Here is a 26,325-nt window from a genome sequence, read left to right as displayed (position 1 = left end):
CCGCAGCGAACTAAGCTGGCAGCCATGCTTTTAGAACGCCTCGGGATTTTTCTGCGCCGCACGGTGGCCTGGTGGATTGACGCCTTCCTTGCCGCCGCTGTCATCGTGGTGATCAAATGGGCAATCAACCTCAGCACCGACGGAGTATTGAGCGGCAGAGCAGGAGCTATCTACGACATCATCGCGCTCGCCCTCGTCTTCTACGTCTACCGGGTGTGGGCGGAGTCAATTAAGCACACTTCTCTGGGCAAGTGGTCGTTGAAGCTAGAAGTCATTGCTGAGCATCCCGGAATCGCCAGCGCAGCAATTCGCAACAGCTGGCTACTCCTTACTCTTGTTGCACTGACAGGGCTCCCCTATGTTGAGGCAACCATCTTGGCCATCCTTGGCCTCAGCGTCCTTGTGCTGGGCCAAACCCCCTTCGACCTACTCGCCGGGTGTTTGGTCGAGCGCCGCACGCCCACCGAGGACGAGCGCGCGGTGGGCTTGACCTAACCTCTAGTGCGCTGCGGCATCCCAGTTCTTGCCCACGCCAACGGACACCTCGAGCGGAACAGTCAACTCGATAGCCTTGTCCATTTCGCGCTCTAGGATGCGCTGTACGTCTTCTGCCTCCCCGGGAGCCACCTCCACGACAAGCTCATCGTGGACCTGGAGCAGCACGCGCGAGGCCATGCCTTCAAGGGCCTTATCCACGCGGATCATGGCAACCTTGATGATGTCTGCTGCGGTCCCCTGGATGGGTGCGTTCAAAGCTGCTCGCTCCGCATTTTCACGGGCAACACGATTATCGGAGTTCAGCTCCGGTAGGTAGCGGCGGCGCCCGAAGACCGTGGAGGTATAGCCATCCTTTCGGGCCTGCGCCACCACCTCGTCGAGGTAGCGCTTCACGCCGCCGAAACGCTCAAAGTAGCTCTCCATAATCTCCTTAGCCTCACGCGCTGGGATACCCAACTGCTGCGATAGGCCAAAAGCGGAAAGTCCATAGACCAAGCCATAGGACATAGCCTTGACTCGGCGGCGCAGCTCCGAGGTGACCTCATCCACCGGTACATCGAAAACCTTGGATCCGACGTAGTTATGCAGGTCCTCGCCTTCGCGGTAGGCCTCGATGAGCCCGGGGTCTGCGGAGAGATGCGCCATGACACGCATCTCAATCTGGGAGTAGTCGGCCGTAATCAAGGACTCAAAGCCTTCGCCGACCACAAAAGCCGAACGGATCTGGCGTCCTGCCTCAGTGCGCACCGGAATATTCTGCAGGTTCGGTTCCGTCGAAGACAGACGGCCCGTCGAAGTCACCGTTTGGTTAAACGTGGTGTGGATGCGGCCATCCGGCTGAATGGTCTTAATGAGACCTTCCAGCGTTGTCTTCATCTTCTGATACTCGCGGTGGGCCAGCAGGTGATCCAAGAAGGGGTGCGGATGAGTTGCAGCAAGCTGCTCAATTTCCTTAGCCGCGGTGGAATAGCCGGTCTTGGTCTTCTTCGTCTTCGGCATGTCAAAGGTATCGAAGAGCACCGACTGCAGCTGCTTCGGGGAATTCAGGTTGAGAGAATCATCACCGGCCAGCTCGCGGGCGGCGCGTTCCTGTTCATTGACCTGCTCAATGAAAGCATCGCGCTGAGTTTCTAAGACATCCCTGTCGACTGCAATACCGGCGGCCTCCATGCGGGCAAGGATGTTGACCAGCGGCAACTCCAGGTCGGTATAGAGCTCGAAGGAGTCAATCTCCTGGAGTTGACGCGTTAGTTCTGCCGCTAACTCCATAATGGCAGCAGCCTGATCCACCAGAGGGTTCTCATCAAGGATGGAGAGCTGCTCCGTGGCCGCGCCGAGGGACTTCTGTAGGTGGCGCTGGTACACGTCCGTCAACGCATACGTGCGCTGACCCGGACGCAAGAGGTAAGCGGCAAGGGCGGTGTCGTGTGCAATTCCGCGCAGTTTAATCCCCCGGCCGGCCAGCATGTGCCAGGCGGCCTTTGCCTCGTGTAGGTATTTCGGCGCGTCTGATGACAGCCACGCGGCCAGCGCGGCGTCGTCCTTAGCATCGAGATCTGCTAACTCAATCTGGCGCCCCTCAAAGGAGGAATCGACCAGTGCCAGTGCTGCAGCATCACCCGCGCCCGGGGTCCCATCACCTTGTACGAAGACTGCTACGTCTTCCTTACCCTCGAGCCATTCAGCCAGCGGTGTGTCCACCACGGTCACCGTCACGTCCGGGGTTTCCTCAGCCGCAGCGGCTTCCGCGGCGGCGTCGTGCGGGACGGCGTTGAGGACCCGCTCGCGCAGGTTGGTGCCGAATTCCAGCTCGTCGAAGCGAGCCGCGACCTCGCTAGCGACTGCTCCCTTAAACTCCAGATCCGCAGGGCCCACCTCCAGGTCCATATCCGTCACCATTTGAGTGAGCTGTCGGTTGAGCTTGACCTGTTCGATGCGGTCGCGGAAGTTCTGGCCCGCCACTCCCTTGATCTCCTCGGCATGCTCGATAAGGCTATCGAGGGAGCCATACTGGGTAATCCATTTCGTGGCGGTCTTCTCCCCCACCTTTGGCACGGAGGGCAAGTTATCGGAGGGGTCACCACGCAGGGCCGCGAAGTCTGGGTACTGCTGCGGGCTCAGACCGTACTTCTCCTCCACTGCCTCTGGAGTAAAGCGATGCAGCTTGGACACCCCGCGCATGGGATAGAGGACGGTCGTGGAGTCGTCGACAAGCTGCAAATAGTCGCGGTCACCGGTGACCAGGAAGGTCTCATAGTCCGCGCCCGCCTGCGTGGACAACGTAGCCACGATGTCATCGGCCTCGAAGTTCTCGCGCGACAGCGTAGTGATTCCCAGCGTCTCCAAAACCTCACGGATGAGCTCAACCTGCCCCCGGAACTCTTCCGGGGCGGCTTCGCGCTGTGCCTTGTAGTCGGGGAACATCTCCGTGCGGAAGGTCTTGCGGCCCACGTCGAAGGCTACCGCGACGAAGTCCGGCTTCTCCTCCGCCAAGATATTCGCCAGCATGGAAAGGAATCCGTAGACCGCATTCGTATGCTGCCCGCCCGAGGTAGAAAAGTTCTCCGCGGGCAGTGCATAAAATGCGCGGAAGGCCATGGAGTGGCCGTCGATGAGCAAGAGTCGGGGCTGAGAAGTAGTCACCCGGCCCATCCTAACGTGTTGCGCCAATCAGCACCGACGCTGCCCTTAGGCAGGCAATTAGGTTCCCATTGGTCAGCTGCGCTAGTATCGTTGCTTGTGCGCCCCTGTAGCCCAATTGGCAGAGGCAACGGATTCAAAACCCGTGTAGTGTGAGTTCGAGTCTCACCAGGGGCACAATTCCACCCCGCAACAGAGAATGTTGTGGGGTATTAGTGTTTTCAACCGAAAGGAACCCGTCATCATGCGTCGCACGATCATTGCCTTGAGCACCGCAGCCGCCCTTACTCTGGGCGGTACCACTGTTGCTACCGCTGCGGAATCCAGCACCGACAAGGAAGTTTCTTCCAAGGTGGAAGGCTCCTCTTATTACCAGGAGCTGCGCAAGTCCGCAGCCTCCTCCGATGACCCGCAGTTGAATACCTTCTACACCGTGCTTCTCGACGGTCTCGTAGGACTCGCCGCCTTCGCCATCTTGGGCTCAATCTATGGCGAAGTAGCAAAGCGCTTGCCGATGTAGTCAACGTATAACCTTCTATGGTCTGAATAGTTTGCATAAGCACGTCGCACAATGAGAGAATAAGGAGTCATCTGCTCATTCCTCTCCCTCGGCACGGCATCCCCACCGAGGAGACTGTCAACGTTACTTTCGGTTTATGCACTATATTCTTAACGCCATTCGCGGCGCCCTCATTGGCATGGCCGAGCTGGTCCCCGGAATTTCCGGAGGCACCGTCGCGCTCATCGTAGGCATCTATGAACGCGCTTTGCACAACGCCAATGATCTCATTTCCGGCCGTTTCAAAAAGGTTGAATGGGGCTTCCTCGTCTCAGTCGCCGCCGGCATGTTCCTTGCCGTCTTCGGTTTTTCCACGTTGCTCCACAACTTTGTGGAAGGGCAAGTGTCCTTGTCCCGCGCATTGTTCCTCGGCATGGTCGCCGTGTCCATCATCGTTCCAATTAGCATGATGTCGCGGTTTACCCCCGCGTCCATCGCTGCATTCATCATCGCTACCGTCGCGATCTTCTTCGTTACCGGCTTTACTTCAACTCCCGTCGAAGACCCCAGCCTGATTGTGGTGTTCTTGGCGGCCATGGTGGCCGTCTGCGCGCTCGTTCTCCCAGGCGTTTCGGGCTCACTCATCTTGCTGACAATGGGCCTCTACCAGCCGGTCATCGGCGCGGTCTCTGACCGGAACATGACCGTCGTAGGCGTCTTCGCCCTCGGCGCGGTGTGCGGCCTTGCCGCGTTCGTCAAGATTTTGAATTACCTACTCGATACCCACCGCGATCCGACCCTCGCCGCCATGGCCGGCTTTATGCTGGGCTCACTTCGCGCATTGTGGCCGTGGGGCGCGGACCAGGATGCTTCCACACCGCTTATCCTGCTCATGTTCGCGCTCGGCGGCATTATCGTCGCCATTTTCATCGTCGTGGATAGGCGCAAAGCCGCAAGTTATCAAGAGAGTTAAAGCATGAATAAGAAGAAGGCCGTCGTGGGCGCCGTCGGGGCGCTGGCCTCTGTTGCCCTCTCCGGTTGCGTCACCAACGAGGAGCCGGCGCTGCCAGAAGGCTGGTCAGAGCCTAACGTGGACGAAGTACCCGAGATCGCCGCGATGTACCAGGACGCAGATGGGGTCCTCACCGTAGGCACAAACCCACCGTTTGCGCCTTTCGAGTTCAAGGATTCCGATGGTTCACTCATCGGTCTTGAAATGGACTTGGCCAATGCAGTCGCTCAAGTGATGGGCCTCAAATTCCAGCCGGTGGAGCAGGACTTTTCCATGATTTTGCCGGCAGTCCAGTCCGGGCAGATTGATCTCGGCGGGTCTGGGGTTACCGATACCGATGAGCGCCGTGAGAACTTCGATTTCGTCGATATCCTCTACGCCGGCATTCAGTGGGCGGAGCTCACCGACGGCCCCAACAAGGTTGATCCATCGAATCCCTGTGGCCTCACCGTCGCGGTGCAACGCACCACCGTGTCCGAGACGGACGACTTACGTCCGAAGCAAGAAGCCTGCGATGGGGACCTGACCATCCTTCCCTATGACACGAGTGACAACGCCGCCCTTGCGGTACTCATGGGCCGCGCGGACGCGCTTTCGGCGGACTCACCAGTCTCTGCGTGGGCGGTCAACCGCTCGGGCGGGCGTATGTCCATGGTCGGCGAAATGTTTGACGCCGCTCCCTATGGGTTTGCCGTACCTAAGGACTCCGAGCTCGGACCTGCCGTGGCGGCCGCGCTCCAGCACCTTATTGACACCGGGACCTACGCAGAAATCCTCGAAAAATGGGGCGTTACCGAGGGACTCGTCGAACACGCAATGATTAATGAAAGGCCGATCAATGACTAATTCCTCTCTCCCAGCAGCATCGGATTCTGCGGCTTCGGCTACCCCACCAAAGATCGAAGCCCGGCCACTTCGCCACCCGTGGCGATGGGTCTTCGCCGCCCTCCTCGTGCTCCTTGCTGTGTGGTTCGTCATCTCTTCGGCACGCAACGAGGCCTTCGGATGGGGCACCTACTTCCAGTACCTCTTCGACACACGCATCGCCACCGCCGCGCTGCATACCATCGCGATTACGATTCTGGCGATGATCATCGGCGTCGTGGGCGGCGCCGCTCTCGCCGTGATGCGTATGTCCCCCAACCCCGTGCTCGGCGGTGTGTCCTGGATCTTCCTGTGGCTATTCCGAGGAACCCCGATCTACGTGCAGCTCGTCTTCTGGGGCCTGCTATCCGCTCTCTACCAATCCATCAACCTCGGGTTTACGGAGATTTCTCTCACGGAGGTACTCACCAATGCATTCCTGCTCTCCGTGCTCGGTTTGGGCCTGAACGAAGCCGCCTACATGGCGGAAATCGTCCGCTCCGGAATCTCCTCGGTTCCCGAGGGCCAGAAAGAAGCCAGCAAGGCCCTGGGCATGGGCTGGTGGATGACCATGCGCCGCACGGTTCTCCCGCAGGCCATGCGCATCATCATCCCGCCGACCGGTAATGAGTTCATTTCCTTGCTGAAGACGTCTTCCCTTGTGGTGGCAATTCCCTACACCGCAGAGATTTTCGGCCGCGCCACGGATATTTCCGCCGCACTTTTCGAGCCCATCCCGCTACTCATGGTGGCGGCGACGTGGTATCTGGCCATCACCTCGCTTCTTATGGTGGGCCAGTACTTCTTGGAGCGCCGCTTCGAACGTGGCGCCACCCGCGAGCTCACCGGCCGCCAGCTGGCTGCGCTGGCGGATGCTGAAGGAACCATTCCCCGCAACGTGTCTGTCATCCCGGAGGTAAAGAACTAATGACCACCCCAATGATCTCTGCACAGAATGTGTATAAATCCTTCGGTCAGCTCGAGGTTCTCAAGGGCATCGATCTCACCGTCATGCCCGGCGAGGTCACCTGCCTACTGGGCCCCTCCGGTTCCGGAAAATCAACCTTCCTTCGCTGCTGCAATCACCTAGAGAAGGTCACGGCCGGCCGCCTCTACGTCGACGGCGAACTCATCGGATTCCGTGAACGCAACGGCGTGCTCTATGAAATCTCCGAAAAGGAAGCCGCCGCTCAACGCCAAGACATCGGCATGGTGTTCCAACAGTTCAATCTGTTCAGCCACCGCACAGTCCTGGAGAACATCATCGAGGCCCCCGTCCAGGTGAAAAAGCAGAATCCAGAACAGGCAAAGAAGAAAGCGATGGAACTGCTGGAAAAGGTGGGCCTCGCGCACAAGGCAGATGCGTACCCGGTGCAGCTTTCCGGTGGTCAGCAGCAGCGCGTCGCCATTGCCCGCTCTGTGGCCATGGATCCAAAGCTGATGCTTTTCGACGAACCCACCTCCGCCCTCGACCCCGAGCTGGTCGGCGAAGTCCTCCGCGTTATGAAGGAGCTTGCCGCCGATGGCATGACCATGCTCGTCGTTACTCACGAGATGGGCTTTGCACGTGAAGTCGCCGACAACATCGTCTTCATGGACGGCGGCAGCGTCATTGAAACGGGCACCCCCGAGCAAGTCTTGGACAATCCGCAGCACCAGCGCACCAAGGATTTCCTCTCTTCGCTGCTCTAGCGCACCTAGCCAAGGAACCAACTGCCCTATCAACTCATCCACGACAAAACTCCGGCCAATCCGCAAAGGATTAGTGGCCGGAGTTTAGGGCTTCCACGAAAGGCACAGACGCTACTCGGCGTCCCCTTCCGCTTCACCAGTCACTGTGGGCTCTTCAGATTCCTCGGCAGAAGCCGATTCCATTGGGCTATCCGCAGACTGGGCCTGGATGACGTCATCCAACACAGCGTGGATATAAGGTGCTGCCTTGTCATTGGAGTATTCCGAGGCAAGCTCCACGCCTTCGACGAGCGCGGTAGCGTTAGGAACGTCCGCGTTAAAGAGGATTTCCCATACCGCTACGCGCATGATCGCACGATCGACAGCCGGGATGCGCTCGAGCGACCACTCGCTGGAGAGGTAGCGGGCGATCGCGTCATCGATGTCATCCAGTTCTTCGGCAGCTCCGCTGACGATTTCACGGGTATAGTCCGCGACCGGCGCCACGCCGTTTTCAGGGTCGCGGGCCAGCTCTACGCGGTCCTCAACGATGGCTACCGGATCGACGTCGCGAGATTCAGCTTCGAAAAGAATATCCGCGGCGCGGCGACGTGCTCGGTAGCGCGCCGTGTGGCGCTTATAGTTTGGCTCTGGTTGGGTCATCTTAGTTGTTGACGCGAGAGAGGTACTCGCCGGTACGGGTATCAATCTTGAGAACGTTTCCGATCTCAATGAACAGCGGAACCTGAATCTCGGCACCGGTCTCGAGCGTTGCCGGCTTGGTGCCACCATTGGAGCGGTCACCCTGCAGGCCCGGTTCGGTGTGCTCCACCTTCAGGTCAACGGAGATCGGCAGCTCGCCGAACAAAGCCTCACCGTCATGGAAGGACACCTGAACGCGCATGTTCTCCAGCAGGAACTTGCCAGCGTCGCCGAACTTATCAAACGGAAGCTCGAACTGCTCAAAAGTCTTATCATCCATGACCACGTAGTTCTGGCCATCGTTGTACAGGTAGGTCATGTCGCGGCGGTCGACGTTGGCGGTCTCCACCTTCACACCAGCGTTAAAGGTCTTGTCGGTCACCTTGCCAGAGACCACGTCCTTGAGCTTGGTGCGCACGAATGCCGGGCCCTTGCCGGGCTTGACGTGCTGGAACTCAACAATCTGCTGCAGCTTGTTGTCGATCTTCAGAACGAGGCCGTTCTTGAAATCAGTGGTATCTGCCATGAAATGACTCTCCCAAATAACTTGTAGTCGAAACTATGAAAACAGTGTCTAAGCATACCGTACGCGCATCAAGTACGGCGCCAAGGGGTGCTAGCTACAGCACCTGAAGGTCCTTCGGGTAAGCCGTGATGATCTTCGGGGCCCCTGAAGTGATAATGAGGCTGTCCTCGATGCGCACTCCTCCCTTGCCTGGGACGTAGATGCCGGGCTCAATGGTCAGGGTCATGCCCTCAGCCAACGTACCCTTTCCGGTTGTGGCCGCATAAGGCCCTTCATGCACGTCGAGACCAATGCCGTGGCCGGTGGAGTGAACGAAGTAGTCACCATAGCCAGCATCGGCAATAATGTCGCGGCAGGCCGCGTCGACGTCGAGAAGCTTGGCACCTGGCACCGCTGCCTTGACACCCGCTTCCTGGGCGCGCAGGACAATGTCATAGATTTCGCGGGCGAAATCAGAAACCTCACCGATGACGAAGGTACGGGTGCAGTCTGAGTTAAAGCCGCGGAGGTGAGCGCCGAAGTCAATCGTTACCAAATCGCCCTTGCGCAGTTCGCGGTCATCCGCACCATGGTGGGGCTTTGCAGAGTTCTCGCCGGAGGCCACGATGGTGTCGAAGCTCACGCGTTCCGAGCCAAGCATGCGCATCCGGTATTCAAGGTCGGCGGCCACCTGGCGCTCCGTGCGTCCAGCGGCTACTTCCCCGGCCTCGACGAGTTCGGTCAGCGCCTGGTTTGCCAAAGCTGCGATTTCTTCGAGTTTTTGAAGCTCGACATTGTCCTTGACGAGGCGAATCTTCTCTACTACGCCGGTGACAGGCACCAGAGTAACGCCCTCCGGTTTTGCTTTCTCCAGCCGCTCAAGTTGTGAAACGGTGACATAGTCGGCTTCATAGCCAACGCGAAGGTCCTCAGAAACCTGCCCCAGCAGGTGCGGGCCCACATCGCGACCGAGGCTGGCTTCGATATCCGGGACCTCTTCAGCAATTTGTGTGGTGTAGCGGCCGTCCGTAGCCATGAGCGCGGAGAGGTCCTTGCGCAACAATAGACCACCATTCGAACCGGAGAAGCCGGTAAGGTAGCGCACGTGCGTCAAATGGGTGACGATGATCGCGTCGACGCGCTGACCAGAGAGCTCGGTCATGAGCTTGCGGCGGCGGTTGCTATAACGAGTATCGGCTAATGCCATATGAGAACCACTCCATTCATTTCAAGCGATACTCCATGATAGCTAATTTGCGAGGAAGTACCCCAGTGCCGCGACATATCCATAAGAGCCAAGCCCAGCGATGACACCGCGTGCTATCGGGCTCAGGTAGGAGTGCTGACGGAATGCTTCCCGCGCGTGCACATTAGATAGGTGTACCTCAACGAAACCTGCACCATCGGCTACTTCCGCTAGGGCATCGCGCAGTGCCACCGACGTATGCGTAAACCCACCCGGATTGATGATGACGGGCCAGCCTTCGTCGGCGGCACGATGCACCTGCTCGATGAGCTCGCCCTCGTGGTTGGACTGGAAGAAGACGATCTCTTCCTCCCCCGCCGCTGCGCGGACGCGACGCTCGATGTCCTCTAGGGTTTCGCTGCCATAGATTTCTGGTTGACGCTTGCCCAGACGGTTGAGGTTCGGGCCGTTGAGAACGAGAATGGTCATGGCAAACTCCTTAAGCTTTTATGAGGCGAGCTGCGCATAGGCTGCTCGTAGCTCGTCGACGGTAGCATCTTCCAAGCGCGTGGTTTCCCCGATTCCCGTGAGGGCCACAAAACGGATGTGGCCACCGCGGTTCTTCTTGTCATGGCGCATGCCATCCAGCAGCTGTTCGAAATGGCCCTGCTCATAGGTTGTGGGCAACCCAATTCGGGTGAGAATGTCGCGGTGGGTGGCTACAAGGTTGGCGTCGATAAGCCCGCGTGCGTGGGACAAGTAGGCGATGAACATCATGCCCACTGCTACCGCGCGGCCGTGGCGCCAGGTGTAGTTTTCGCGGCGCTCTACGGCGTGGCCGAAGGTGTGGCCGTAATTGAGGGTTTCGCGCAGCCCCGATTCCTTTAAGTCCTGGCCCACCACGTGCGCCTTGACCGCGATGGAACGCTGGATGAGCTCGGGCAGCAGGCCGTCGGGCTCCAGGCAAGCGGCAGGATCCGCAAGGTAATGCTCGATGATGCGCGGATCATGGATGAAGCCAGTTTTGATGATCTCCGCAGAACCGGCGACGATTTCGTCGGCAGGTAGGGTGCGCAGGTGGTCCAGATCGACAAAGACTGAGTCCGGCTCGTGGAAAGCCCCAACAAGGTTCTTGCCTGCGGCAGTGTTAATACCTGTCTTTCCGCCGACGGCCGCGTCCACCATCGCGAGCAGTGTGGTCGGTGCCTGGATTACTGGGATGCCGCGCATCCACGTCGCTGCGGCAAAGCCTGCCAAGTCGGTCACGGCACCGCCGCCGAGACCAATAACGGCGTCCCGGCGGCTGAAACCAGCCTCCCCGAAGGTATCCCAAAGCCGGGCAAGTACATCGAGCTGCTTAGCTGCCTCTGCATCGGGCACTTCGACCAGAGTTGCCTCTATTCCCTGTGCACGGGCTTGCTCGGCGAGGTCACCGGCAGCCTGCGCGAGCGGCGGCTGGTGAATGACCGCCACCTTAGCCGCTCCAATGTCCGCCACGCGCCCAATGACTTCTGTGCTCAGACCAGTGCCAATTGTGACTTCATAAGGTGAAGGTCCTTTAACCGGAATAGTGTGCATGAGTAGTGCTCCTTTGGCTGGGCTAGCGGTGATTGTGCGGCTTCATCATGAGGTTAAAGCAAATCAGCCGGCGATTTAGAGGGTTTCAAGGAAACTCAGAATATCGCCCACTACCTGTTGCGGGGAGCGCACACCAGTGCGCACCTTCAAATCAGCTACCTCCGAGTAAAGGGGGCGGCGCGCCTCCAAAAGCTGGGTATAGTGCGCCAATGGATCTGCAGATTCCAACACGGGGCGGTTCGCATCACCCAACGTGCGGCTTACGCCTTCTTCCGGCGTGACATCGAGGAATACGACGGTCAGGTTATCAAGCAAGGCACGTGTGGATTCGGTCAGCACTGCTCCGCCGCCGAGGCTCACGACCCCAGTGGTGGACAGTGCCTCGCGCACAGCTTCTGCTTCTACCTCACGGAATGCCGGCTCACCCAGTTCAGAAAACACCTCACCGCAGGCCTTGCCGTAGCGGGCCTCGATCAGATCATCAGAATCAACAACGTCACAGTTCAGCGCCCGTGACAAGCGGCGACCAATCGTGGTCTTTCCAGAGCCGGGAGGCCCAACTAAGACGACGTGTGGGGAGCTCATGCTTCACCCCAATCCAGGCGGCTTGCCACATAGTCCTGGTAGGAGGCGATATTCCGCTTAGTCTCAGCGAGGCTATCTCCACCAAACTTTTCCAACACGGCGCGCGCAAGGACCAACGCCACCATTGCTTCTGCGACAACACCAGCAGCCGGAACCGCACACACATCGGAGCGCTGATGGATGGCGGTCGCCGCTCCACCTGTGGCCATATCCACCGTCTTCAAGGCGCGCGGAACGGTGGAAATCGGCTTCATCGCCGCGCGCAAGCGCAGCGTCTGGCCGTTAGTCATTCCACCTTCTAGACCGCCCGCCCGGTTAGTTTCTCGATCCACGCCGCGATCGGTTCGGACCATCTCATCATGAGCCTCGCTTCCACGACGGCGGGCCTCAGCAAAACCATCACCGACTTCAACGCCCTTGATGGCCTGAATGCCCATCAAGGCAGCGGCGAGCTGTGCGTCGAGACGGTCCTCCCCTGACGTGTGCGAGCCCAAGCCAATTGGCAAGCCCTCCACGATGACCTCAACGATGCCGCCAAGGGTATCGCCTTGCTTCTTAGCGGTTTCAATTTCTGAGATCATAGATTCCTCTGCGGCCTTATCGCAGGCCCGAACTGGAGAAGCATCGATAGCTTCGATTTCTGCAAAGCTGGGCGACGGGCCTTCGTAGGGATCGGAGGCGCCAATCGAGATCACGTGGGAGAGCACTTCGACGCCCAATGTTTCACGGAGGAAATTGCGTGCGACGGTGGCTGCGGCCACGCGGGCGGCGGTCTCACGCGCGGAAGAGCGCTCCAAGATGGGGCGCGCCTCCGAGTGATCAAACTTCACCATGCCAGCAAAATCAGCGTGGCCGGGGCGCGGGCGGGTCAGCGGGGCGCCGCGACCGGAAGCCATAGCTTTAGCGGACTCCGGATCCTCCGGATCCAAGGCATCGGGCGACATGATGGTGGTCCACTTTGGCCACTCAGTGTTGCCGATCATGATGGCGATAGGACTGCCCAGGGTCAAGCCGTGGCGGATGCCGCTGAGCAGGGTGAGGTCATCAGCCTCAAACTTCATGCGCGCGCCACGTCCATAGCCAAGGCGGCGGCGAGAGAGCTGGAGAGCGATGTCGTCTTGGGAAACGGGAACCCCGGCGGGCATGTGCTCAATGAGTGCAATGAGCGCTTGACCGTGAGATTCACCTGCGGTAGTCCAACGAAGCATGCGGACTATTATCGCATGCCAGGGCTTCTTTCGTGGTCACTAGGCCAACTATCACACCGTGTTGGGGCTAAAGAACACGACGAGAGCCGCAGCAAACAGCATCCCGGGACCATGCGCAGGCGCCCTATCCCGCGTGATGATTCCCCACAACACGGTGCTGAGCGCCGCCCCCATCATCGCCAACGCAACCCCTGGTAGGCCCGCTGCGTGGGCGGTCACCATTCCCAGAGGCAGAGCTAGCTTGAGGTCGCCCCCGCCCACGCTTCCGGCACGGCTAAACCAGGCCACGAGCACGTAGAGCCCTATCCAGAGCAGGCCCGCCAAACTGAACCAGCACAACGATAAAGCCGCGGCTGGCAGCGTCAGATAATTAGGCAAGCGCTTAAAACGCAGGTCATAAACAATTAAGGCGCACCCCCACGCCAAGAAAAGCACGTCCCCCATAGCCCGCAGCCTACCGCGCGGAAAGACAAGGCGCACGCGGTGGTTTGGGGAACCGATCAGGATAGCTTGAGCGCCTTGTTTAATGCAGCCAGCATCTCTGCCCGTGGAGCGGTGTGCCCTGTAAACTGCTCGAATTGCGAATAGGCCTGGTTGGCCAACATGACGTGCCCGCCGACTGTCGGGTAGCCGTCGGCAGCGGCATAAACGGTCAACGGAGTTGGCCACGGATCATAGATAACGTCAAATACCGGAGCTTTGGCCAGCTGCGTTAGGTGCTCTTCCACGGCGGCGGAGGGAACGGTGGAGACCACGAGATCTACCGAACGCGCAAGCCCCGCGAGATCATCGCTGAACGTTGCCGCGTGGAGGGTGAGGCCAAGGTCATCAGCCAGCGGGCGCAGCTCGGCGAGGCGGTCGGAGCGATTGAGCACCGTAACGTCCTGCACACCGCGCTGGGCTAGGCCCCACAGGACAGGCCGTGCGGTTCCACCTGCTCCGATGAGCAGTGCCGTCGACGGTTGGGACGTTCCAAGCAGCTCGTCGAGCGCGCCCAGAACTCCCTCAGTATCCGTGTTATCCGCACGCCACCCGTCTTCGGTGCGCACCAGGGTATTCGCGGAGCCGATGAGCTCGGCGCGTTCGCTGACGATGTTCGCGCAGGCGAGTGCGTCGAACTTGAGCGGCATGGTGACCGAAAAGCCGCGGTACTCCTCCCCCGCATCGGCGAGGAAGGCAGCTAGGTCCGTCACCTCAATCTTGGTGTAGTCCCAATCCTCCAAATTCACAGCTTCATAGCCTGCGTTATGGAGGACCGGGGACAAGGAATGAGCGACAGGGCTGCCCAGAACTGCGGCGCGGGGCATCAGGTTACTGCTCCTCAGCCGGTGGCTCGCCGGCCGGCGGCTCGCCAGCGCCTTCGCGCTGGCTGTCAAGGATGCCGGAGCGAACAGCGTCATCGACGTTGGCGAGGTGCTCGTCGTAATTATCGGTAAACACCGTGGTGCCCTTGTCGTCGACGGTGACGAAGAAGAGCCAGTTGCCCTCCGCGGGGTTCTCCATGGCCCCGATAGCTTCCTCCGAAGGAGAGGCAATCGGTGAATCTGGGAGACCATCCTTCGCGTAGGTATTCCAAGGAGTCTCGCGGTGGCGATCCTCATCGGTGGTGGCCAGCTCAACATCCTCGAGGCCATAGTTGACCGTGGAGTCCAGCTCGAGGCGCATCGGCTCATCAAGGCGGTTGAGGATTACACGGGCGACCTTGTCGAACTCACCGGCCGGGGACTCGCGCTCCACCAGCGAAGCCGCAGTAAGAAGCTCGTAGGGCTTGAGGCCAATTGCCTGGGCGCGGTCAACGATATTGGTGTCGTTGTACTTCTTCGTCGAACGTGTGATGAGATCCGTCAGAATCTCCTTAGCGTCCATGTTCGGATCGAGGACGTACTGGCCCGGAGCGATAAGGCCCTCAATACGCTTGGGGTCCTCACCGCGGGCACGAATTTCCTCCAATGCCCACTCCGGCGCACCCAGCTCAGCAGGATCCACCGTGGCCGCGATCTTCTCCAGCTCCTCGGCGGATACGCATTCGCCCTCCTTGCAGGAGACCTGAGAAATCAGCGAGTAAATACCGTAGCGGACATCACCGCCGACCACGTTGACGTCGAGAAGCGTAGCTCCGCCCTGCACGTCGAGGAGGTCAACCATGTTGCCTTCATCAAGCAGCGCTTCGACGGCAGACTTCGCGCTCATCTCCTCCTGAAGGCGGTAGAATCCAGGCTTGATTTGGCTCGCGCGCGGATTCGAGTTGGCCGCAGAAGAGAAAGCTTCGGGCGTCTTCACCACGTTCTTCTCCGCCAATTCAGGTGCCAGCTCGCTCATCGACGAGCCCTCCGGAACCTGAACAAGCTGGGTTACTCCATTGCCCTGCCCCTCATAGTCCAAGGTGCTGCCCCCTCCCAACAGGCGGAAACCAATGTAGCCAAGTCCACCGATGATCAGGACCAAGCTCGCAATGAGCACGGCCATGCCGCGCTGACGGCGCTTGACATATTGGGGTTCCATCGAGCGTCCGATGCGTGAAGGTTTACGGCTCACGTACTTCGTCTCCTACGTTTGAAGGGCTGTGGCCGTTCAACGCGAAATGGCGCGCATCCAGCCAGGATTGCAAAATTTCCACCGCGGCTGCTTGGTCAATCACCGAGCGACCTCGCTTCTCTGATACGCCAGAGGCCCGCAATGCGGAGGAGGCGACCACGGTAGTAAGGCGTTCATCCACCATACGCACGGGCGGAGGTTCTTTCATCCTGTCATCTTTTGCCAAGCGGCGGCGGATACGAAACGCGATTTCCTTGGCATGTTTAACACTTGATGAACCATTGCCCTTGAGATCGCGCGGCAAACCAACGGCTACCTCAACCACGTCATACTCGTAAATCAGCTCAAGCAGGCGGTCGATATCACCCTGATCGCGGTCTTTAAACCCGGTCTCACGCCGGACGGTTTCGACCGGCATGGCCAAGCGCGCGTCCCGGTCAGAGACGGCCACGCCGATGCGGACAGTACCGACGTCGAGGCCCAAACGGCGCCCCGGGCCGGGATCGTCCGCGACTGGTTTGTCGGGTTCTACGGCCATCGTGCTCCTCCTGATTCTGCGAGTCAGCTACAACTGCAGCCAACTAGGGCGCGTTCGTTAGTGGGCTTCGAGCTCATCACGGACGGCGTCGAAGGCCTGCTGGAGACCTTCAGCGTTGGCGCCGGAACCTTGAGCCATATCGGGCTTTCCGCCGCCCTTGCCGTCAACATAGCCAGAAATAACCTTGACCAAGTCACCAGCCTTGACGCCGCGCTCGACGGCAGGCTTAGTGGCGCCAACGATGAACGGGAGCTTGCCGCCCTCGTTCTCCGATGCCAGGACAACCACACCGGCGACATCACCGAGACGGTTCTTGATATCCGAGGCCAACGTGCGCAGATCACCGCCGTTTACTCCGTTAGGAAGTTTGACCGATACGAGGGTGAAGCCATTAACGGTGGTCGCACCAGAAATCATCTCCGCGGTCTGCGACATGAGCTGGGCCTTGTGCAGCTCCGCAATCTGCTTCTCAGCGGCCTTGAGCTTCTCCGTCAGCTGCGCGATGCGCTCCGGAAGATCCTCAGTCTGCACCTTGAGCTCGCGGGACACGCCTTCCACGAGTGCGGTCTCCTTGGAGTAGAAGCGGAATGCATCCAGACCCGAATAAGCCTCGATACGGCGCGCGCCCGAACCCACGGAGGATTCGCCAAGGACAGACACCGGGCCAATCTCAGCGGTGTTCTTCACGTGCGTACCACCGCAGAGCTCGATGGAGAACGGGCCACCCATCTCCACGACGCGGACCTCGGAACCGTAGTTCTCACCAAAGAGGGCCATCGCGCCCATCTCCTTGGCCTTCTCCAAAGACGTCTCGATGGTATTGACCGGGAAGTGCTGGTCCACCGCCTGGTTCGTCACCAAAGCGATCTCATCGAGCTGCTCCTGGGTGAGCTGGTCGGTGTAGTTGAAGTCAAAGCGCAGGTAGCCGGGTCGGTTCAAGGAACCAGCCTGGACTGCAGTCGGGCCTAGCACCTGGCGCAGCGCTGCGTGGATAAGGTGCGTCGCCGAGTGCGCCTGCACGGCGCCGTGGCGCCATTGTTCATCAACGGCAGCCGTCACGCCGTTGCCCAACTCAAGCCCACCGGCGGTCACCGTAGCCTTGTGCACCCACAGCTTCTTGCCAATCTTCTGCACATCGTTGACCTCAAGGAGGGTCTCGCCCGCGAAGATTCGACCATGGTCGGCGGTCTGGCCACCGGCTTCAGCATAAAGCGGCGACTGGTCCAGGATTACCTCGACGGTATCTCCTGCCTCGACCTCGGTTACCTTCTGACCATCGCGCACAAGGCCGATGACCTTGGCCTCGGACTCCAGGGTTTCATAGCCCGTGAACAACGTCGGGTGGTTATCCACCCACTCGCGGTAGAGCGACAGGTCAGCATGACCATGCTTCTTAGCCTGATTATCGGCCTTGGCGCGGCGGCGCTGCTCGCCCATGGCGGCGTCGAAGCCTTCCATGTCTACGGTCAAACCGGCTTCCTGAGCCATCTCCAAGGTCAGGTCGATGGGGAAACCATAGGTATCGTGCAGCTCAAAAGCCTTCTCGCCGGAGAGGACCTTCGGGGTGGCCGCACGAGAGGTGCTCTTCAGTTCCTCCACGGCTTCGTCGAAAAGCTTGGTGCCTGACTCCAGCGTCTTCAGGAAGGCCTTCTCCTCCGCCACGGCAACGCGCAGGATACGCTCGCGGTTGTCGGCGATCTCCGGGTAGGACGGGGTCATGGTGTCCATGATGGTGTTCATGAAACGCTCCATGGTCTCACCCTTCGCGCCAAGCAGCTTGGCGGAGCGGATGATGCGGCGCAGCAAGCGACGCAGAATGTAGCCACGACCCTCGTTACCGGGGGTAACGCCGTCCAAAATGAGCATCATGCCGGTACGCGAGTGGTCCGCCACCACGCGGAAGCGAATGAGGTCTTCCTTCGGAGCATCCGGAACGTACGTCGCACCGGTAAGTTCCTCGGCTACGTCGATGACCGGGCGCAGCAGGTCCGTCTCGTAGACGTTGTCCACACCCTGCAGGATGCAGGCCACGCGCTCGATGCCCATGCCGGTATCAATGTTCTTCTTGGGCAGCTCGCCCACGATCTCGAAGTTGCCCTTGCCGATGCCTTCGCCACGCTCGTTCTGCATGAAGACCAAGTTCCAGATCTCCATGTAGCGGTTATCATCCGCAATCGGGCCGCCATCCTGGCCATATTCCGGCCCGCGGTCATAGTAGATCTCAGAGCACGGACCGCACGGCCCGGGAATACCCATGGACCAGTAGTTGTCTTCCATGCCTAGGCGCTGAATACGCTCGGTGGGCACGCCGATCTTGTTGTGCCAAATATCGGCCGCCTCATCATCGTCGAGGTAGACCGTGACCCACAAACGCTCCGGGTCGAGGCCCAAACCGCCTTCATCGACGGAGGTGGTCAGCAGGTTCCAGGCGTGGGTAATTGCGCCTTCCTTAAAGTACTGGCCAAAGGAAAAATTACCCGCCATCTGGAAGAAGGTATTGTGACGGGTGGTAATGCCCACTTCCTCGATGTCCAAGGTGCGCACGCACTTCTGGATAGAGGTCGCCGTGCCGTTAGCAAAAGGCGGGTTCTGCTGGCCCAGGAAGTAGGGCTTGAAGGGAACCATGCCGGCGTTAACGAAGAGCAGGTTCGGGTCATCCAGGATCAGCGACGCGCTGGGGACGGCCTCGTGGCCGGCCTTGACGAAGTGCTGGGTAAAGCGTTCCCGGATCTCATGAGTCTTCACGAGCAAAATTCCTTCACTGTTGAATGGTTTCTAGTCAGCGCTCAACTTTACCCGTCCGGTGCTGTGCTTAGCGACGCCGCCCCCGGATGATGTCCCGCAGCCTTCCCAGGTACTCGCGCACACGCTTCTCCGCGCCATGGTCGGTGGGGTGATAGTACTCGGCATCCGCCAGCGTCTCCGGCAAATACTGCTGGGACAGTACACCGCGCGGATCATCATGCGGGTACTGATAGCCCACTGCATTGCCCAAGCGTTTCGCTCCCTCATAATGGCCGTCGCGCAGGTGCGCGGGCACATGCCCGCTCTTGCCGGCGCGAACGTCGGCCTGGGCCGCGTTGATGGCGTTGATAACGGAATTGGATTTCGGTGCCGTAGCGAGATGGATTGTCGCCTGAGCCAGCGGAATACGCGCCTCGGGTAATCCGATAAGGGCCGCGGCCTCCGCTGCGGCCACGGCAGTGGGCAGCGCGGTGGGATCAGCCATTCCGATGTCTTCGGAGGCATGCACGATAAGCCGGCGGGCGATGAAACGCGGGTCTTCGCCTGCCTCAATCATGCGGGCCAGGTAATGCAGCGCGGCATCCACGTCGGAACCGCGGATGGACTTAATAAACGCGGAGACCACGTCATAATGCTGGTCGCCGTCGCGGTCATAGCGCACCACCGCGCGATTGACGTTTTCTTTGAGAACCTCAACGGTGAGTTCACCGCCATCGGGCACTGCCTCGGCCGCCGCCTCAAGATAGGTCAGTGTGCGCCGAGCATCGCCCCCGGCGAGCAGCACCAGCTGGTCTAGAGCATCGTCCGTTGCGGTGATCCTTCCCGCCAATCCCCGCTCGCTGGTCAATGCGCGCTCGGCGAGGGTGCGCAGGGAGGCGTCGTCCAGCGGCTCCAAGTGCAGCAACAAGGAACGCGAAAGCAGCGGGGCCACGACGGAAAAGGAAGGATTTTCGGTGGTGGCGGCCACGAGCAGCACGGTGCGGTTTTCGACGGCCGCGAGCAGCGCGTCCTGCTGAGTCTTGGAGAAGCGGTGCACCTCATCGATGAACAGCACGGTGCGGCGCCCTTGAATCAGCTCACGGCGGGCGTGGGAGATCACCTCTCGAACCTGCTTCACACCGGAGTCCAAGGCGGAAAGCCCAATGAAGTTATCTCCCAAGGAAGATGCGATGAGTGAGGCCAGCGTCGTCTTTCCGGTTCCCGGCGGCCCGTACAGGATGACGGAGGCCTCGCCTGAGCCTTCCACCAGCCTACGCAGCGGGGTTCCCGGCTCCAGGAGGTGCTTCTGCCCCACTACTTCATCGAGGTTTTGCGGCCGCATGCGCGCGGCCAGCGGCGAACCGGGGTGGGTTGCAAACATATCGGGGCCACCCGGCAGGCTTGGCGCTGACTGGTCATCGCCGAAGAGTGACTCCTGCCCCATCAGGGCTCCCGGAGTCGAGAGGCCACGGCTCGCCCAAACTCGGCGACCGCAGAGCACCCGTCATTGCTACATTGCGCGGCAAACCGCGACAGCGCTTCGAAGGTCTCATAAAGATCGCGCCGAATCAGTATTTCATCCTCGCTGAACGGACCATGGTCGGATCGACGAAGCAGAGAACGGTGCGGGTCACGGTAGATCTCAGCGTTGCCTTCCGCCAACGCGACGACCCCTTCGATCCCGCCGGCATACATCGTGGTCACGCTCGACAGAGCCCAACCGATGAGGCAGGAGACGAGCAACTCGTGCAGCGTCTTCTCATCGGCGAGCTGCGGCCAGACATCGACAATGCGGCGCTGCCAGGCATGGATGAAAAGCCCCGCCTCGGCATCAGTGATCGGCCGAGAAAAAAGAAACTGCGGGAAGCCGGCCACCACGCAGGCCACGTCAAAGCCGACGTTGCGGAAACCGGCCCACTCATAGTCCAAGAAGGTCAGCGTTGAGCCGACGATGATGTTGTCTGGGGACAGGTCGAAGGGAGTAAAAGCGCGGTTGCGGCCAGAACTCAGACTCTGCATGGCGGCACGGGCCAATGTGCGGACGTGTTCCGGCGGTTCCAGTCCTGCCTCGCTGAGGATATCCGCACCAATCAGAATGGAGCTCTGCAAGGAATCATCGCGCAATGCCTGGTGCTCAGCGTATTCGGGATGCCGACGTAACTGGCGCTTGAGCAGGGCGTCATAGTCTTCTTCGCGCCCGGCGGTCCCAGCATGCATTTTGCCCAACGCGCTGCCCAGAGCCCTGAGCAGCTCGCCGCGGTCTTCATCACCGCTGCGCGCAAGGGTGTCCGCCAGGGTGTCGCCTTCGCCGGCGTCGGACAGCACAAGAATGCGCTTGTCCACGTCGTGCGCGAGCAACACAGGTCCTGGGCGGACCTCCTCAGACAGCGCCGTGGTGAACTGATAGGCCACCACTTCACGGAGAAGTGCGGCGTCATCAATAGTGTGCCCGGTGACCGGGTTGTACTTGATGACGACCGAACGATGCGGGAAGAAGGCGCTGGGAGTCGTCCGAGCACGAAGTACCACGGCATTGCCCGAGCCGGTGAGTTGCTCAACGTCACTCAGCTCAGGCTCCCCGCCATAGCGGCGCGAAATCATCTGTGAGGCTTCTGCTACCACGACATCAGCCACAGAATTATTCATGGACTCGTGTCCCGTCGGATTCACTTGCTTGCCTGCTTCCACTTGTTGTCGGCCCAATGAGGTACACCCATGGTGTGGGGCCTTTAGGACTCCTTCCCAGCCTTTTCACCCTGGGCAGCCTTCGCAGCCTTCTCCGGCTTGAAGTCCACACCGGTCTCCTTGCGCTGCGCGGCGGGGATGGTGCCGGGGGCGTCGGTCAGCGGGTCGACGCCGCCACCGGACTTCGGGAAGGCGATGACATCGCGGATGGACTCGAATCCACCCAGCAGGGAGACGATGCGATCCCAGCCGAAAGCGATGCCGCCGTGTGGCGGAGCACCGAACTGGAAGGCGTCGAGCAGGAAGCCGAACTTCTCCTGGGCTTCTTCTTCGCCGATGCCCATGACGTCGAAGACGCGCTTCTGCACATCCTGGTCGTGGATACGGATGGAACCGCCGCCAATCTCATTGCCATTGCAGACAATGTCGTAGGCATAAGCCAAGGCCTCTCCCGGGTTCTGGTCAAAGTTATCCAGGTACTCCGGCTTCGGCGAAGTGAAGGCGTGGTGGACTGCAGTCCACTTGGAGTGGCCCAAAGCCACGTCACCCGAGGCGGTGGCATCGGCGGAGGGCTCGAAGAGCGGTGCGTCGACGACCCAGGTGAAGGCCCAGTCGCCGTCCTTGATGAGATCGAGCTTCTTCGCAATCTCACCGCGAGCTGCGCCCAGCAGCGCACGGGAAGCCTTGGTCTCGCCGGCAGCGAAGAAGATGGCATCGCCCGGCTTGGCGCCGACGTGGGCGGCAATACCCTCGCGCTCGGCATCCGTGATGTTCTTGGCTACCGGGCCACCCAATGTGCCATCCTCAGCAACGGTGATGTAGGCCAAGCCCTTCGCACCGCGCTGCTTTGCCCACTCCTGCCATGCATCGAACTGGCGGCGCGGCTGGGAGGCTCCGCCTTCCATGACGACGGCACCGACGTATTCGTTCTGGAAGACGCGGAAGGTGGTGTCCTTGAAGAAGTCCGTGCACTCCACGATCTTGATGTCGAAGCGCAGGTCCGGCTTGTCGGAACCGTAGTACTTCATGGCATCGGCATAGGTCATGCGCGGGATGGGGGTCTTGATTTCGTAGCCGATGAGCTTCCACAGCGCGGAGACGATCTCTTCTGCCAGAGCAATGACATCATCCTGGTCCACGAAGGACATTTCGACGTCGAGCTGCGTAAACTCCGGCTGGCGGTCAGCACGGAAGTCCTCATCGCGGTAGCAGCGAGCGATCTGGTAGTAGCGCTCCATTCCGGCGACCATGAGCAGCTGCTTGAACAGCTGCGGGGACTGCGGGAGTGCGTACCAGCTGCCCGGCTTCAGGCGCGCCGGCACGAGGAAGTCACGGGCGCCCTCCGGGGTGGAGCGAGTCAGGGTCGGGGTTTCGATCTCAGTGAAATCGTGGCTGTCCAGGACCTGGCGGGCAGCGCGGTTCGCGGCCGAGCGCAGGCGCAGCGCCTCGTGCTGGCGCTCGCGGCGCAGATCCAGGTAGCGGTACTTCAGGCGGGTCTCCTCACCGACCTCACCGGAGGAGGATGGATCATCAATCTGGAACGGCAGCGCTGCGGACTTGTTGAGTACCTCCAGGTCCGTGACGTTGACCTCGATCTCGCCGGAGGCCAGGTTCGGGTTGGCCGAGCCCTCCGGGCGGGGCTCCACGACGCCAGTGACCTTGACGCAGTACTCGGAACGCAGATCGTGGGCGCGCTCAGCTACCTCGGTCTCGCGGAAAACAACCTGGGCAACGCCGGAGCGGTCACGCAGGTCAATGAAGATAACACCACCGTGGTCGCGACGGCGTGCGACCCACCCCGTCAGGGTGACGGTCTCCCCCGCCAACTCCTTGCGCAGTTCGCCTGCCAAATGTGTACGCAGCACTCTCGTTCAATCCCTTCTCATCGTTGACGCTCACACCCACTCACGCCACGCGTAGACAGCACGCGCCGAGGGATGCAAGTACTTGAACGGCCCAAGTCTACCGCCCGCACCGGACTTGCTCAGCGCTAGGGTGAGCACCGCGCGCATGGCGGTGCACCCACTATCGAGCAGACACCACCACCAGCATGTGGCAAAATCTGGAGCATGACTTTTAAATCTGGCGCCAATTTTGATGGTAAGCGAGCAAGCTCCGGCGGTGGAGGCCGCGGCGGCATGATCGCTACCGGCGGCGGCATTGGTTCGCTCCTCCTCATCGGCCTCTATCTCCTTCTCGGCGGCGATCCCGGCGCCATCACCGGAAGCGATCCCCAGGCCGACCAGACCCAGGTCGGCCCCGAAGAAAGCGGGGAGGACGCGTTTGCGCACTGCCAAACCGCTGAAGACGGCAACAAGTATGACGATTGCCGCGTCATGTTTGCGGCCCAGTCCGTGGACAAGGTGTGGGCGCAGCAGCTACCAGACCAGGCTGGCATCGACTACGTCGAACCTGGCCGCGTCATTTTTAACAACACCACTATGTCGGGCTGTGGCCAGGCCTCCGGCGCCACGGGCCCGTTCTACTGCCCGGCGGATGAGTCGGCCTACTTCGACACCGCCTTCTTTGATCAGCTCCGCAACTTTGGCGGCGATAACGCCCCATTGGCACAAATGTATATCGTGGCCCACGAATTCGGCCACCACATCCAAAAGCTGGAAGGAACACTCAGCCTCTCGAACTACAACGAGCCCGGCGAGGATTCCAACGCGGTGAAGATTGAGCTGCAAGCCGATTGCTATGCCGGCCTGTGGGCGCACTACGCCGACAAGGGTGACGATGCCCTGCTCGAAACCATTACCGAGCAGCAGGTGACTGATGCCGTCAACACTGCACGCGCCGTGGGCGATGACAACATCCAGCGCCGCTCAGGGGGCGAAGTACGCCCCGATACGTGGACGCACGGCTCTTCCGAAGACCGTGCGCAGTCGTTCCTCGCCGGTTATAATTCCGGCAAAATGGAGCAGTGTGACACCTTAGGCCGTGGGGTTTACAAGTCTTAGGGTCTTAAAAAGCGCCCACCCCAAGGTCGCACCACCCCCAAATGTGCCCCATTAGCCCAGATTAGATTCACATACACCAAGTGTTTACCTGTCGTACACCTTAATGCTTTAAGGTAGTCAAGTTCCCGCCGGTTCGTGGTGGGTTCCGCTCTGTCTTTAAAAGCATAAAAGAACTGCGCGTGATGTCATTATCACCTGCACCGCGGTAGGTATGGCGCTGCCCGCGCCAACGCCGAATGCACCCCGCCCGCGGCCTGCTCACGCTGTCTCATCACGCAGCGTTCTCTTCATGAAAGGAACGACGTTTTGAGCACCGCCACGCCGACGATGCCTGATCTTGAGTCGATGAATGGTAAGAACAAGGACTGGATTTGGCACCTGTTCTTCGGCGCCATCACGGCTGTCACCCTGATCTTTTTCATCATTTGGGGCAACGGAGAAGTTGCTGAGGGAACCAACAAGGTAGTCCTTGTTACAGCAATTATCTTCGCTGTCTTTATGGCCTTCAACATTGGCGGCAATGACGTCGCCAACTCCTTCGGTACCTCCGTGGGCGCGGGAACCCTCTCCATGAAGCAGGCCCTCGCTGTCGCGGCGGTCTTTGAGGTATCCGGAGCCATCCTCGCCGGCGGCGAGGTGACTGATACGGTCCGCTCCGGAATCGTTGACCTCGATGCCATCGATGGCCTCGACCCGATGGAATTTGTCTACATCATGATGGCGTCACTCCTCGGCGCTGCCATCTGGCTTTTGGTAGCCACCCGCATGGGTTGGCCGGTTTCTACCACCCACTCCATCGTCGGCGGCATCGTCGGCGCCGCTCTAACCGTCGGCTTCATCACCGGCAAGGGCGGCATGGACATGGTGCAATGGGGCGGAATCGGCACCATCGCTTTCTCCTGGGTGCTTTCTCCGGTTCTCGGCGGTATTGCCGCATACCTCCTTTTCAAGTGGATCAAGTCTTCCATCTTGGTGTATAACGACGCCGCAGACGAACGCCTGCGTGACATCAAACTTCGCCGCGCCGAGCTGCGCAAGGAGCACAAGACCCGCTTTGAGCGCATGAACGAGCTGCAGCAGATCTCCTATACAAATGCGATGGCTCGCGACGCCGCCCTTACCGCCGAAGAGGACTACGACCCAGAGGCTCTCGAGTCCGACTACTACCGCGATCTGCACAACCTCAACAAGGATCTCGAGGATGTCAATGCACACCGCGCGCTCGAGAACTGGGTTCCGCTGCTCGCGGCTCTGGGTGCCGTGATTATCTCCGCGATGTTGCTCTTCAAGGGTCTGAAGCACACCGGCATCGATGTCACTGCCCTAGAAACTTTCCTGGTCATGGGCATGGTTGGCGCCATCGTCTGGATGGCCGTCTTCATCTTTGCCCGCTCCCTGAAGAAGAAGTCCCTGAAGCGCTCTACCTTCCTCCTCTTCTCCTGGATGCAGGTCTTCACCGCCTCCGCCTTCGCGTTCTCGCACGGTTCCAATGACATCGCCAACGCCATCGGCCCCTTCGCCGCAGTCTTCGATGTCTTGCAGACCAACCAGATCTCCGATGAAGTTTCCGTGCCGCTGCCGGTCATGGTAGCCATGGGTATCGCCTTGGTTGCCGGCCTCTGGTTCATCGGCCGCTTCGTCATCCAGACCGTTGGTTCTGGCCTCACCCAGATGCACCCCTCCTCCGGTTTCGCTGCCGAGCTGGCCGCTGCTGCCGTCGTCATGGCCGCTTCCCTCTTGGGCCTGCCGGTCTCCTCGACCCACATCCTCATCGGTGCCGTCCTTGGTGTCGGCATTGTGAACCACGCCGCCAACTGGAAGTTGATGAAGCCCATCGCTTTGGCATGGGTCATCACCCTTCCGGCGGCCGCCGCCATCGCTGCGGCGACGGTGTCCATCCTGCGCGTCACCTTCTAAAGGTCAGCGCATCGC

At 60.2% G+C, this 26,325-nt stretch carries 24 protein-coding genes and 1 tRNA gene; 9 read left to right on the top strand and 16 right to left on the bottom strand.

The window, feature by feature from the left end; all coding sequences use genetic code 11:
* Positions 1 to 24: 24 nt before the first annotated feature.
* Complete coding sequence (locus tag HMPREF2604_RS03705) at positions 25 to 495, top strand: RDD family protein (protein WP_070563312.1); 471 nt, start codon at positions 25 to 27, stop codon at positions 493 to 495.
* A gap of 3 nt (positions 496 to 498) precedes the next feature.
* On the opposite strand, the gene polA is transcribed toward HMPREF2604_RS03705, so the two are convergent.
* Complete coding sequence (gene polA / locus HMPREF2604_RS03700) at positions 499 to 3,150, bottom strand: DNA polymerase I (protein WP_070563309.1); 2,652 nt, start codon at positions 3,148 to 3,150, stop codon at positions 499 to 501.
* Between the two features lie 91 nt (positions 3,151 to 3,241).
* Here polA and HMPREF2604_RS03695 point away from each other — a divergent pair.
* The 6 genes from HMPREF2604_RS03695 (at position 3,242) to HMPREF2604_RS03670 (ending at position 7,205) form a co-directional block, all read left to right on the top strand.
* Positions 3,242 to 3,315: transfer RNA gene (locus HMPREF2604_RS03695), tRNA-Leu, on the top strand.
* Between the two features lie 67 nt (positions 3,316 to 3,382).
* Positions 3,383 to 3,658: a hypothetical protein gene (locus HMPREF2604_RS03690; RefSeq protein WP_070529889.1), complete on the top strand. Its 276-nt coding sequence runs from the start codon at positions 3,383 to 3,385 to the stop codon at positions 3,656 to 3,658.
* Between the two features lie 136 nt (positions 3,659 to 3,794).
* Positions 3,795 to 4,610 carry a DUF368 domain-containing protein gene (locus HMPREF2604_RS03685; RefSeq protein WP_070563069.1) on the top strand — a complete coding sequence of 272 codons (816 nt, stop codon included), beginning with the start codon at positions 3,795 to 3,797 and terminating at the stop codon, positions 4,608 to 4,610.
* Positions 4,611 to 4,613: 3 nt separating this feature from the next.
* Entirely contained in the window at positions 4,614 to 5,495 is an 882-nt protein-coding gene (locus tag HMPREF2604_RS03680) for an ABC transporter substrate-binding protein (RefSeq protein ID WP_070563306.1), read from the top strand.
* Positions 5,488 to 6,441, top strand: coding sequence for an amino acid ABC transporter permease (locus HMPREF2604_RS03675; protein WP_070563303.1), 954 nt, complete (start codon positions 5,488 to 5,490; stop codon positions 6,439 to 6,441). Before HMPREF2604_RS03680 ends, HMPREF2604_RS03675 begins: the two co-directional genes overlap by 8 nt.
* Positions 6,441 to 7,205: an amino acid ABC transporter ATP-binding protein gene (locus HMPREF2604_RS03670; RefSeq protein ID WP_070522216.1), complete on the top strand. Its 765-nt coding sequence runs from the start codon at positions 6,441 to 6,443 to the stop codon at positions 7,203 to 7,205. Before HMPREF2604_RS03675 ends, HMPREF2604_RS03670 begins: the two co-directional genes overlap by 1 nt.
* A gap of 111 nt (positions 7,206 to 7,316) precedes the next feature.
* Here HMPREF2604_RS03670 and nusB read toward each other — a convergent pair whose 3' ends face one another.
* The 15 genes from nusB to aspS all read right to left on the bottom strand — a co-directional run bounded on the left by nusB (position 7,317) and on the right by aspS (position 23,295).
* Positions 7,317 to 7,847 carry a transcription antitermination factor NusB gene (gene nusB / locus HMPREF2604_RS03665; protein ID WP_070522213.1) on the bottom strand — a complete coding sequence of 177 codons (531 nt, stop codon included), beginning with the start codon at positions 7,845 to 7,847 and terminating at the stop codon, positions 7,317 to 7,319.
* A gap of 1 nt (position 7,848) precedes the next feature.
* The gene (efp, locus tag HMPREF2604_RS03660; RefSeq protein WP_070522210.1) at positions 7,849 to 8,412 is read right to left on the bottom strand and encodes an elongation factor P; all 564 of its coding nucleotides are present in this window, start codon (positions 8,410 to 8,412) and stop codon (positions 7,849 to 7,851) included.
* Between the two features lie 94 nt (positions 8,413 to 8,506).
* The gene (locus tag HMPREF2604_RS03655; RefSeq protein WP_070563300.1) at positions 8,507 to 9,598 is read right to left on the bottom strand and encodes a M24 family metallopeptidase; all 1,092 of its coding nucleotides are present in this window, start codon (positions 9,596 to 9,598) and stop codon (positions 8,507 to 8,509) included.
* Positions 9,599 to 9,640: 42 nt separating this feature from the next.
* Complete coding sequence (gene aroQ, locus HMPREF2604_RS03650) at positions 9,641 to 10,066, bottom strand: type II 3-dehydroquinate dehydratase (protein WP_070529866.1); 426 nt, start codon at positions 10,064 to 10,066, stop codon at positions 9,641 to 9,643.
* A gap of 18 nt (positions 10,067 to 10,084) precedes the next feature.
* On the bottom strand, positions 10,085 to 11,155 hold the full coding sequence (aroB, locus tag HMPREF2604_RS03645) for a 3-dehydroquinate synthase (RefSeq protein WP_070563297.1): 1,071 nt from the start codon (positions 11,153 to 11,155) through the stop codon (positions 10,085 to 10,087).
* 75 nt (positions 11,156 to 11,230) lie between these two features.
* A complete protein-coding gene (locus HMPREF2604_RS03640) occupies positions 11,231 to 11,740 on the bottom strand; it encodes a shikimate kinase (RefSeq protein WP_070563294.1) in 510 nt (169 codons plus the stop codon).
* Positions 11,737 to 12,948 (bottom strand): chorismate synthase, encoded by a 1,212-nt coding sequence (aroC, locus tag HMPREF2604_RS03635; protein ID WP_070563056.1) that lies wholly within the window; start codon positions 12,946 to 12,948, stop codon positions 11,737 to 11,739. The genes HMPREF2604_RS03640 and aroC overlap by 4 nt, the downstream gene beginning before the upstream one ends.
* Positions 12,949 to 12,999: 51 nt before the next feature.
* Positions 13,000 to 13,392: a prepilin peptidase gene (locus tag HMPREF2604_RS03630; protein WP_070563053.1), complete on the bottom strand. Its 393-nt coding sequence runs from the start codon at positions 13,390 to 13,392 to the stop codon at positions 13,000 to 13,002.
* Positions 13,393 to 13,448: 56 nt separating this feature from the next.
* Positions 13,449 to 14,255 (bottom strand): shikimate dehydrogenase, encoded by an 807-nt coding sequence (locus HMPREF2604_RS03625; protein ID WP_070563050.1) that lies wholly within the window; start codon positions 14,253 to 14,255, stop codon positions 13,449 to 13,451.
* A gap of 4 nt (positions 14,256 to 14,259) precedes the next feature.
* A complete protein-coding gene (mltG, locus tag HMPREF2604_RS03620) occupies positions 14,260 to 15,450 on the bottom strand; it encodes an endolytic transglycosylase MltG (protein WP_070563047.1) in 1,191 nt (396 codons plus the stop codon).
* A 22-nt stretch (positions 15,451 to 15,472) separates the two neighbouring features.
* The gene (ruvX, locus tag HMPREF2604_RS03615) at positions 15,473 to 16,021 is read right to left on the bottom strand and encodes a Holliday junction resolvase RuvX (protein ID WP_070563044.1); all 549 of its coding nucleotides are present in this window, start codon (positions 16,019 to 16,021) and stop codon (positions 15,473 to 15,475) included.
* A 57-nt stretch (positions 16,022 to 16,078) separates the two neighbouring features.
* The gene (alaS, locus tag HMPREF2604_RS03610; RefSeq protein WP_070563289.1) at positions 16,079 to 18,766 is read right to left on the bottom strand and encodes an alanine--tRNA ligase; all 2,688 of its coding nucleotides are present in this window, start codon (positions 18,764 to 18,766) and stop codon (positions 16,079 to 16,081) included.
* 67 nt (positions 18,767 to 18,833) lie between these two features.
* The gene (locus HMPREF2604_RS03605) at positions 18,834 to 20,189 is read right to left on the bottom strand and encodes a replication-associated recombination protein A (protein WP_070563038.1); all 1,356 of its coding nucleotides are present in this window, start codon (positions 20,187 to 20,189) and stop codon (positions 18,834 to 18,836) included.
* Positions 20,189 to 21,391, bottom strand: coding sequence for a phosphotransferase family protein (locus tag HMPREF2604_RS03600; protein WP_070563177.1), 1,203 nt, complete (start codon positions 21,389 to 21,391; stop codon positions 20,189 to 20,191). The genes HMPREF2604_RS03605 and HMPREF2604_RS03600 overlap by 1 nt, the downstream gene beginning before the upstream one ends.
* A gap of 83 nt (positions 21,392 to 21,474) precedes the next feature.
* A complete protein-coding gene (gene aspS, locus HMPREF2604_RS03595) occupies positions 21,475 to 23,295 on the bottom strand; it encodes an aspartate--tRNA ligase (RefSeq protein ID WP_070563035.1) in 1,821 nt (606 codons plus the stop codon).
* A gap of 204 nt (positions 23,296 to 23,499) precedes the next feature.
* Between aspS and HMPREF2604_RS03590 the strand changes: the two genes are divergently transcribed.
* Both HMPREF2604_RS03590 and HMPREF2604_RS03585 read left to right on the top strand, forming a co-directional pair.
* Positions 23,500 to 24,393: a KPN_02809 family neutral zinc metallopeptidase gene (locus HMPREF2604_RS03590; RefSeq protein WP_070563032.1), complete on the top strand. Its 894-nt coding sequence runs from the start codon at positions 23,500 to 23,502 to the stop codon at positions 24,391 to 24,393.
* Positions 24,394 to 24,720: 327 nt separating this feature from the next.
* Entirely contained in the window at positions 24,721 to 26,310 is a 1,590-nt protein-coding gene (locus HMPREF2604_RS03585) for an inorganic phosphate transporter (protein WP_210384660.1), read from the top strand.
* The last annotated feature ends 15 nt before the right edge of the window (positions 26,311 to 26,325 follow it).

Origin of the sequence: Corynebacterium sp. HMSC055A01 (genome assembly GCF_001809405.1) — a bacterium.
Lineage (GTDB): Bacteria > Actinomycetota > Actinomycetes > Mycobacteriales > Mycobacteriaceae > Corynebacterium > Corynebacterium hesseae.
This window is presented reverse-complemented; position numbering and strand designations above follow the sequence as displayed.

Bases quoted from the DNA above. Each gene is read 5' to 3' on its own strand.
- HMPREF2604_RS03705 (WP_070563312.1), top strand. From the start codon at position 25: ATGCTTTTAGAACGCCTCGGGATTTTTCTGCGCCGCACGGTGGCCTGG.
- polA (WP_070563309.1), bottom strand. From the start codon at position 3,150: ATGGGCCGGGTGACTACTTCTCAGCCCCGACTCTTGCTCATCGACGGC.
- HMPREF2604_RS03690 (WP_070529889.1), top strand. From the start codon at position 3,383: ATGCGTCGCACGATCATTGCCTTGAGCACCGCAGCCGCCCTTACTCTG.
- HMPREF2604_RS03685 (WP_070563069.1), top strand. From the start codon at position 3,795: ATGCACTATATTCTTAACGCCATTCGCGGCGCCCTCATTGGCATGGCC.
- HMPREF2604_RS03680 (WP_070563306.1), top strand. From the start codon at position 4,614: ATGAATAAGAAGAAGGCCGTCGTGGGCGCCGTCGGGGCGCTGGCCTCT.
- HMPREF2604_RS03675 (WP_070563303.1), top strand. From the start codon at position 5,488: ATGACTAATTCCTCTCTCCCAGCAGCATCGGATTCTGCGGCTTCGGCT.
- HMPREF2604_RS03670 (WP_070522216.1), top strand. From the start codon at position 6,441: ATGACCACCCCAATGATCTCTGCACAGAATGTGTATAAATCCTTCGGT.
- nusB (WP_070522213.1), bottom strand. From the start codon at position 7,847: ATGACCCAACCAGAGCCAAACTATAAGCGCCACACGGCGCGCTACCGA.
- efp (WP_070522210.1), bottom strand. From the start codon at position 8,412: ATGGCAGATACCACTGATTTCAAGAACGGCCTCGTTCTGAAGATCGAC.
- HMPREF2604_RS03655 (WP_070563300.1), bottom strand. From the start codon at position 9,598: ATGGCATTAGCCGATACTCGTTATAGCAACCGCCGCCGCAAGCTCATG.
- aroQ (WP_070529866.1), bottom strand. From the start codon at position 10,066: ATGACCATTCTCGTTCTCAACGGCCCGAACCTCAACCGTCTGGGCAAG.
- aroB (WP_070563297.1), bottom strand. From the start codon at position 11,155: ATGCACACTATTCCGGTTAAAGGACCTTCACCTTATGAAGTCACAATT.
- HMPREF2604_RS03640 (WP_070563294.1), bottom strand. From the start codon at position 11,740: ATGAGCTCCCCACACGTCGTCTTAGTTGGGCCTCCCGGCTCTGGAAAG.
- aroC (WP_070563056.1), bottom strand. From the start codon at position 12,948: ATGCTTCGTTGGACTACCGCAGGTGAATCTCACGGTCAAGCGCTCATT.
- HMPREF2604_RS03630 (WP_070563053.1), bottom strand. From the start codon at position 13,392: ATGGGGGACGTGCTTTTCTTGGCGTGGGGGTGCGCCTTAATTGTTTAT.
- HMPREF2604_RS03625 (WP_070563050.1), bottom strand. From the start codon at position 14,255: ATGCCCCGCGCCGCAGTTCTGGGCAGCCCTGTCGCTCATTCCTTGTCC.
- mltG (WP_070563047.1), bottom strand. From the start codon at position 15,450: ATGGAACCCCAATATGTCAAGCGCCGTCAGCGCGGCATGGCCGTGCTC.
- ruvX (WP_070563044.1), bottom strand. From the start codon at position 16,021: ATGGCCGTAGAACCCGACAAACCAGTCGCGGACGATCCCGGCCCGGGG.
- HMPREF2604_RS03605 (WP_070563038.1), bottom strand. From the start codon at position 20,189: ATGGGGCAGGAGTCACTCTTCGGCGATGACCAGTCAGCGCCAAGCCTG.
- HMPREF2604_RS03600 (WP_070563177.1), bottom strand. From the start codon at position 21,391: ATGAATAATTCTGTGGCTGATGTCGTGGTAGCAGAAGCCTCACAGATG.
- HMPREF2604_RS03590 (WP_070563032.1), top strand. From the start codon at position 23,500: ATGACTTTTAAATCTGGCGCCAATTTTGATGGTAAGCGAGCAAGCTCC.
- HMPREF2604_RS03585 (WP_210384660.1), top strand. From the start codon at position 24,721: ATGCCTGATCTTGAGTCGATGAATGGTAAGAACAAGGACTGGATTTGG.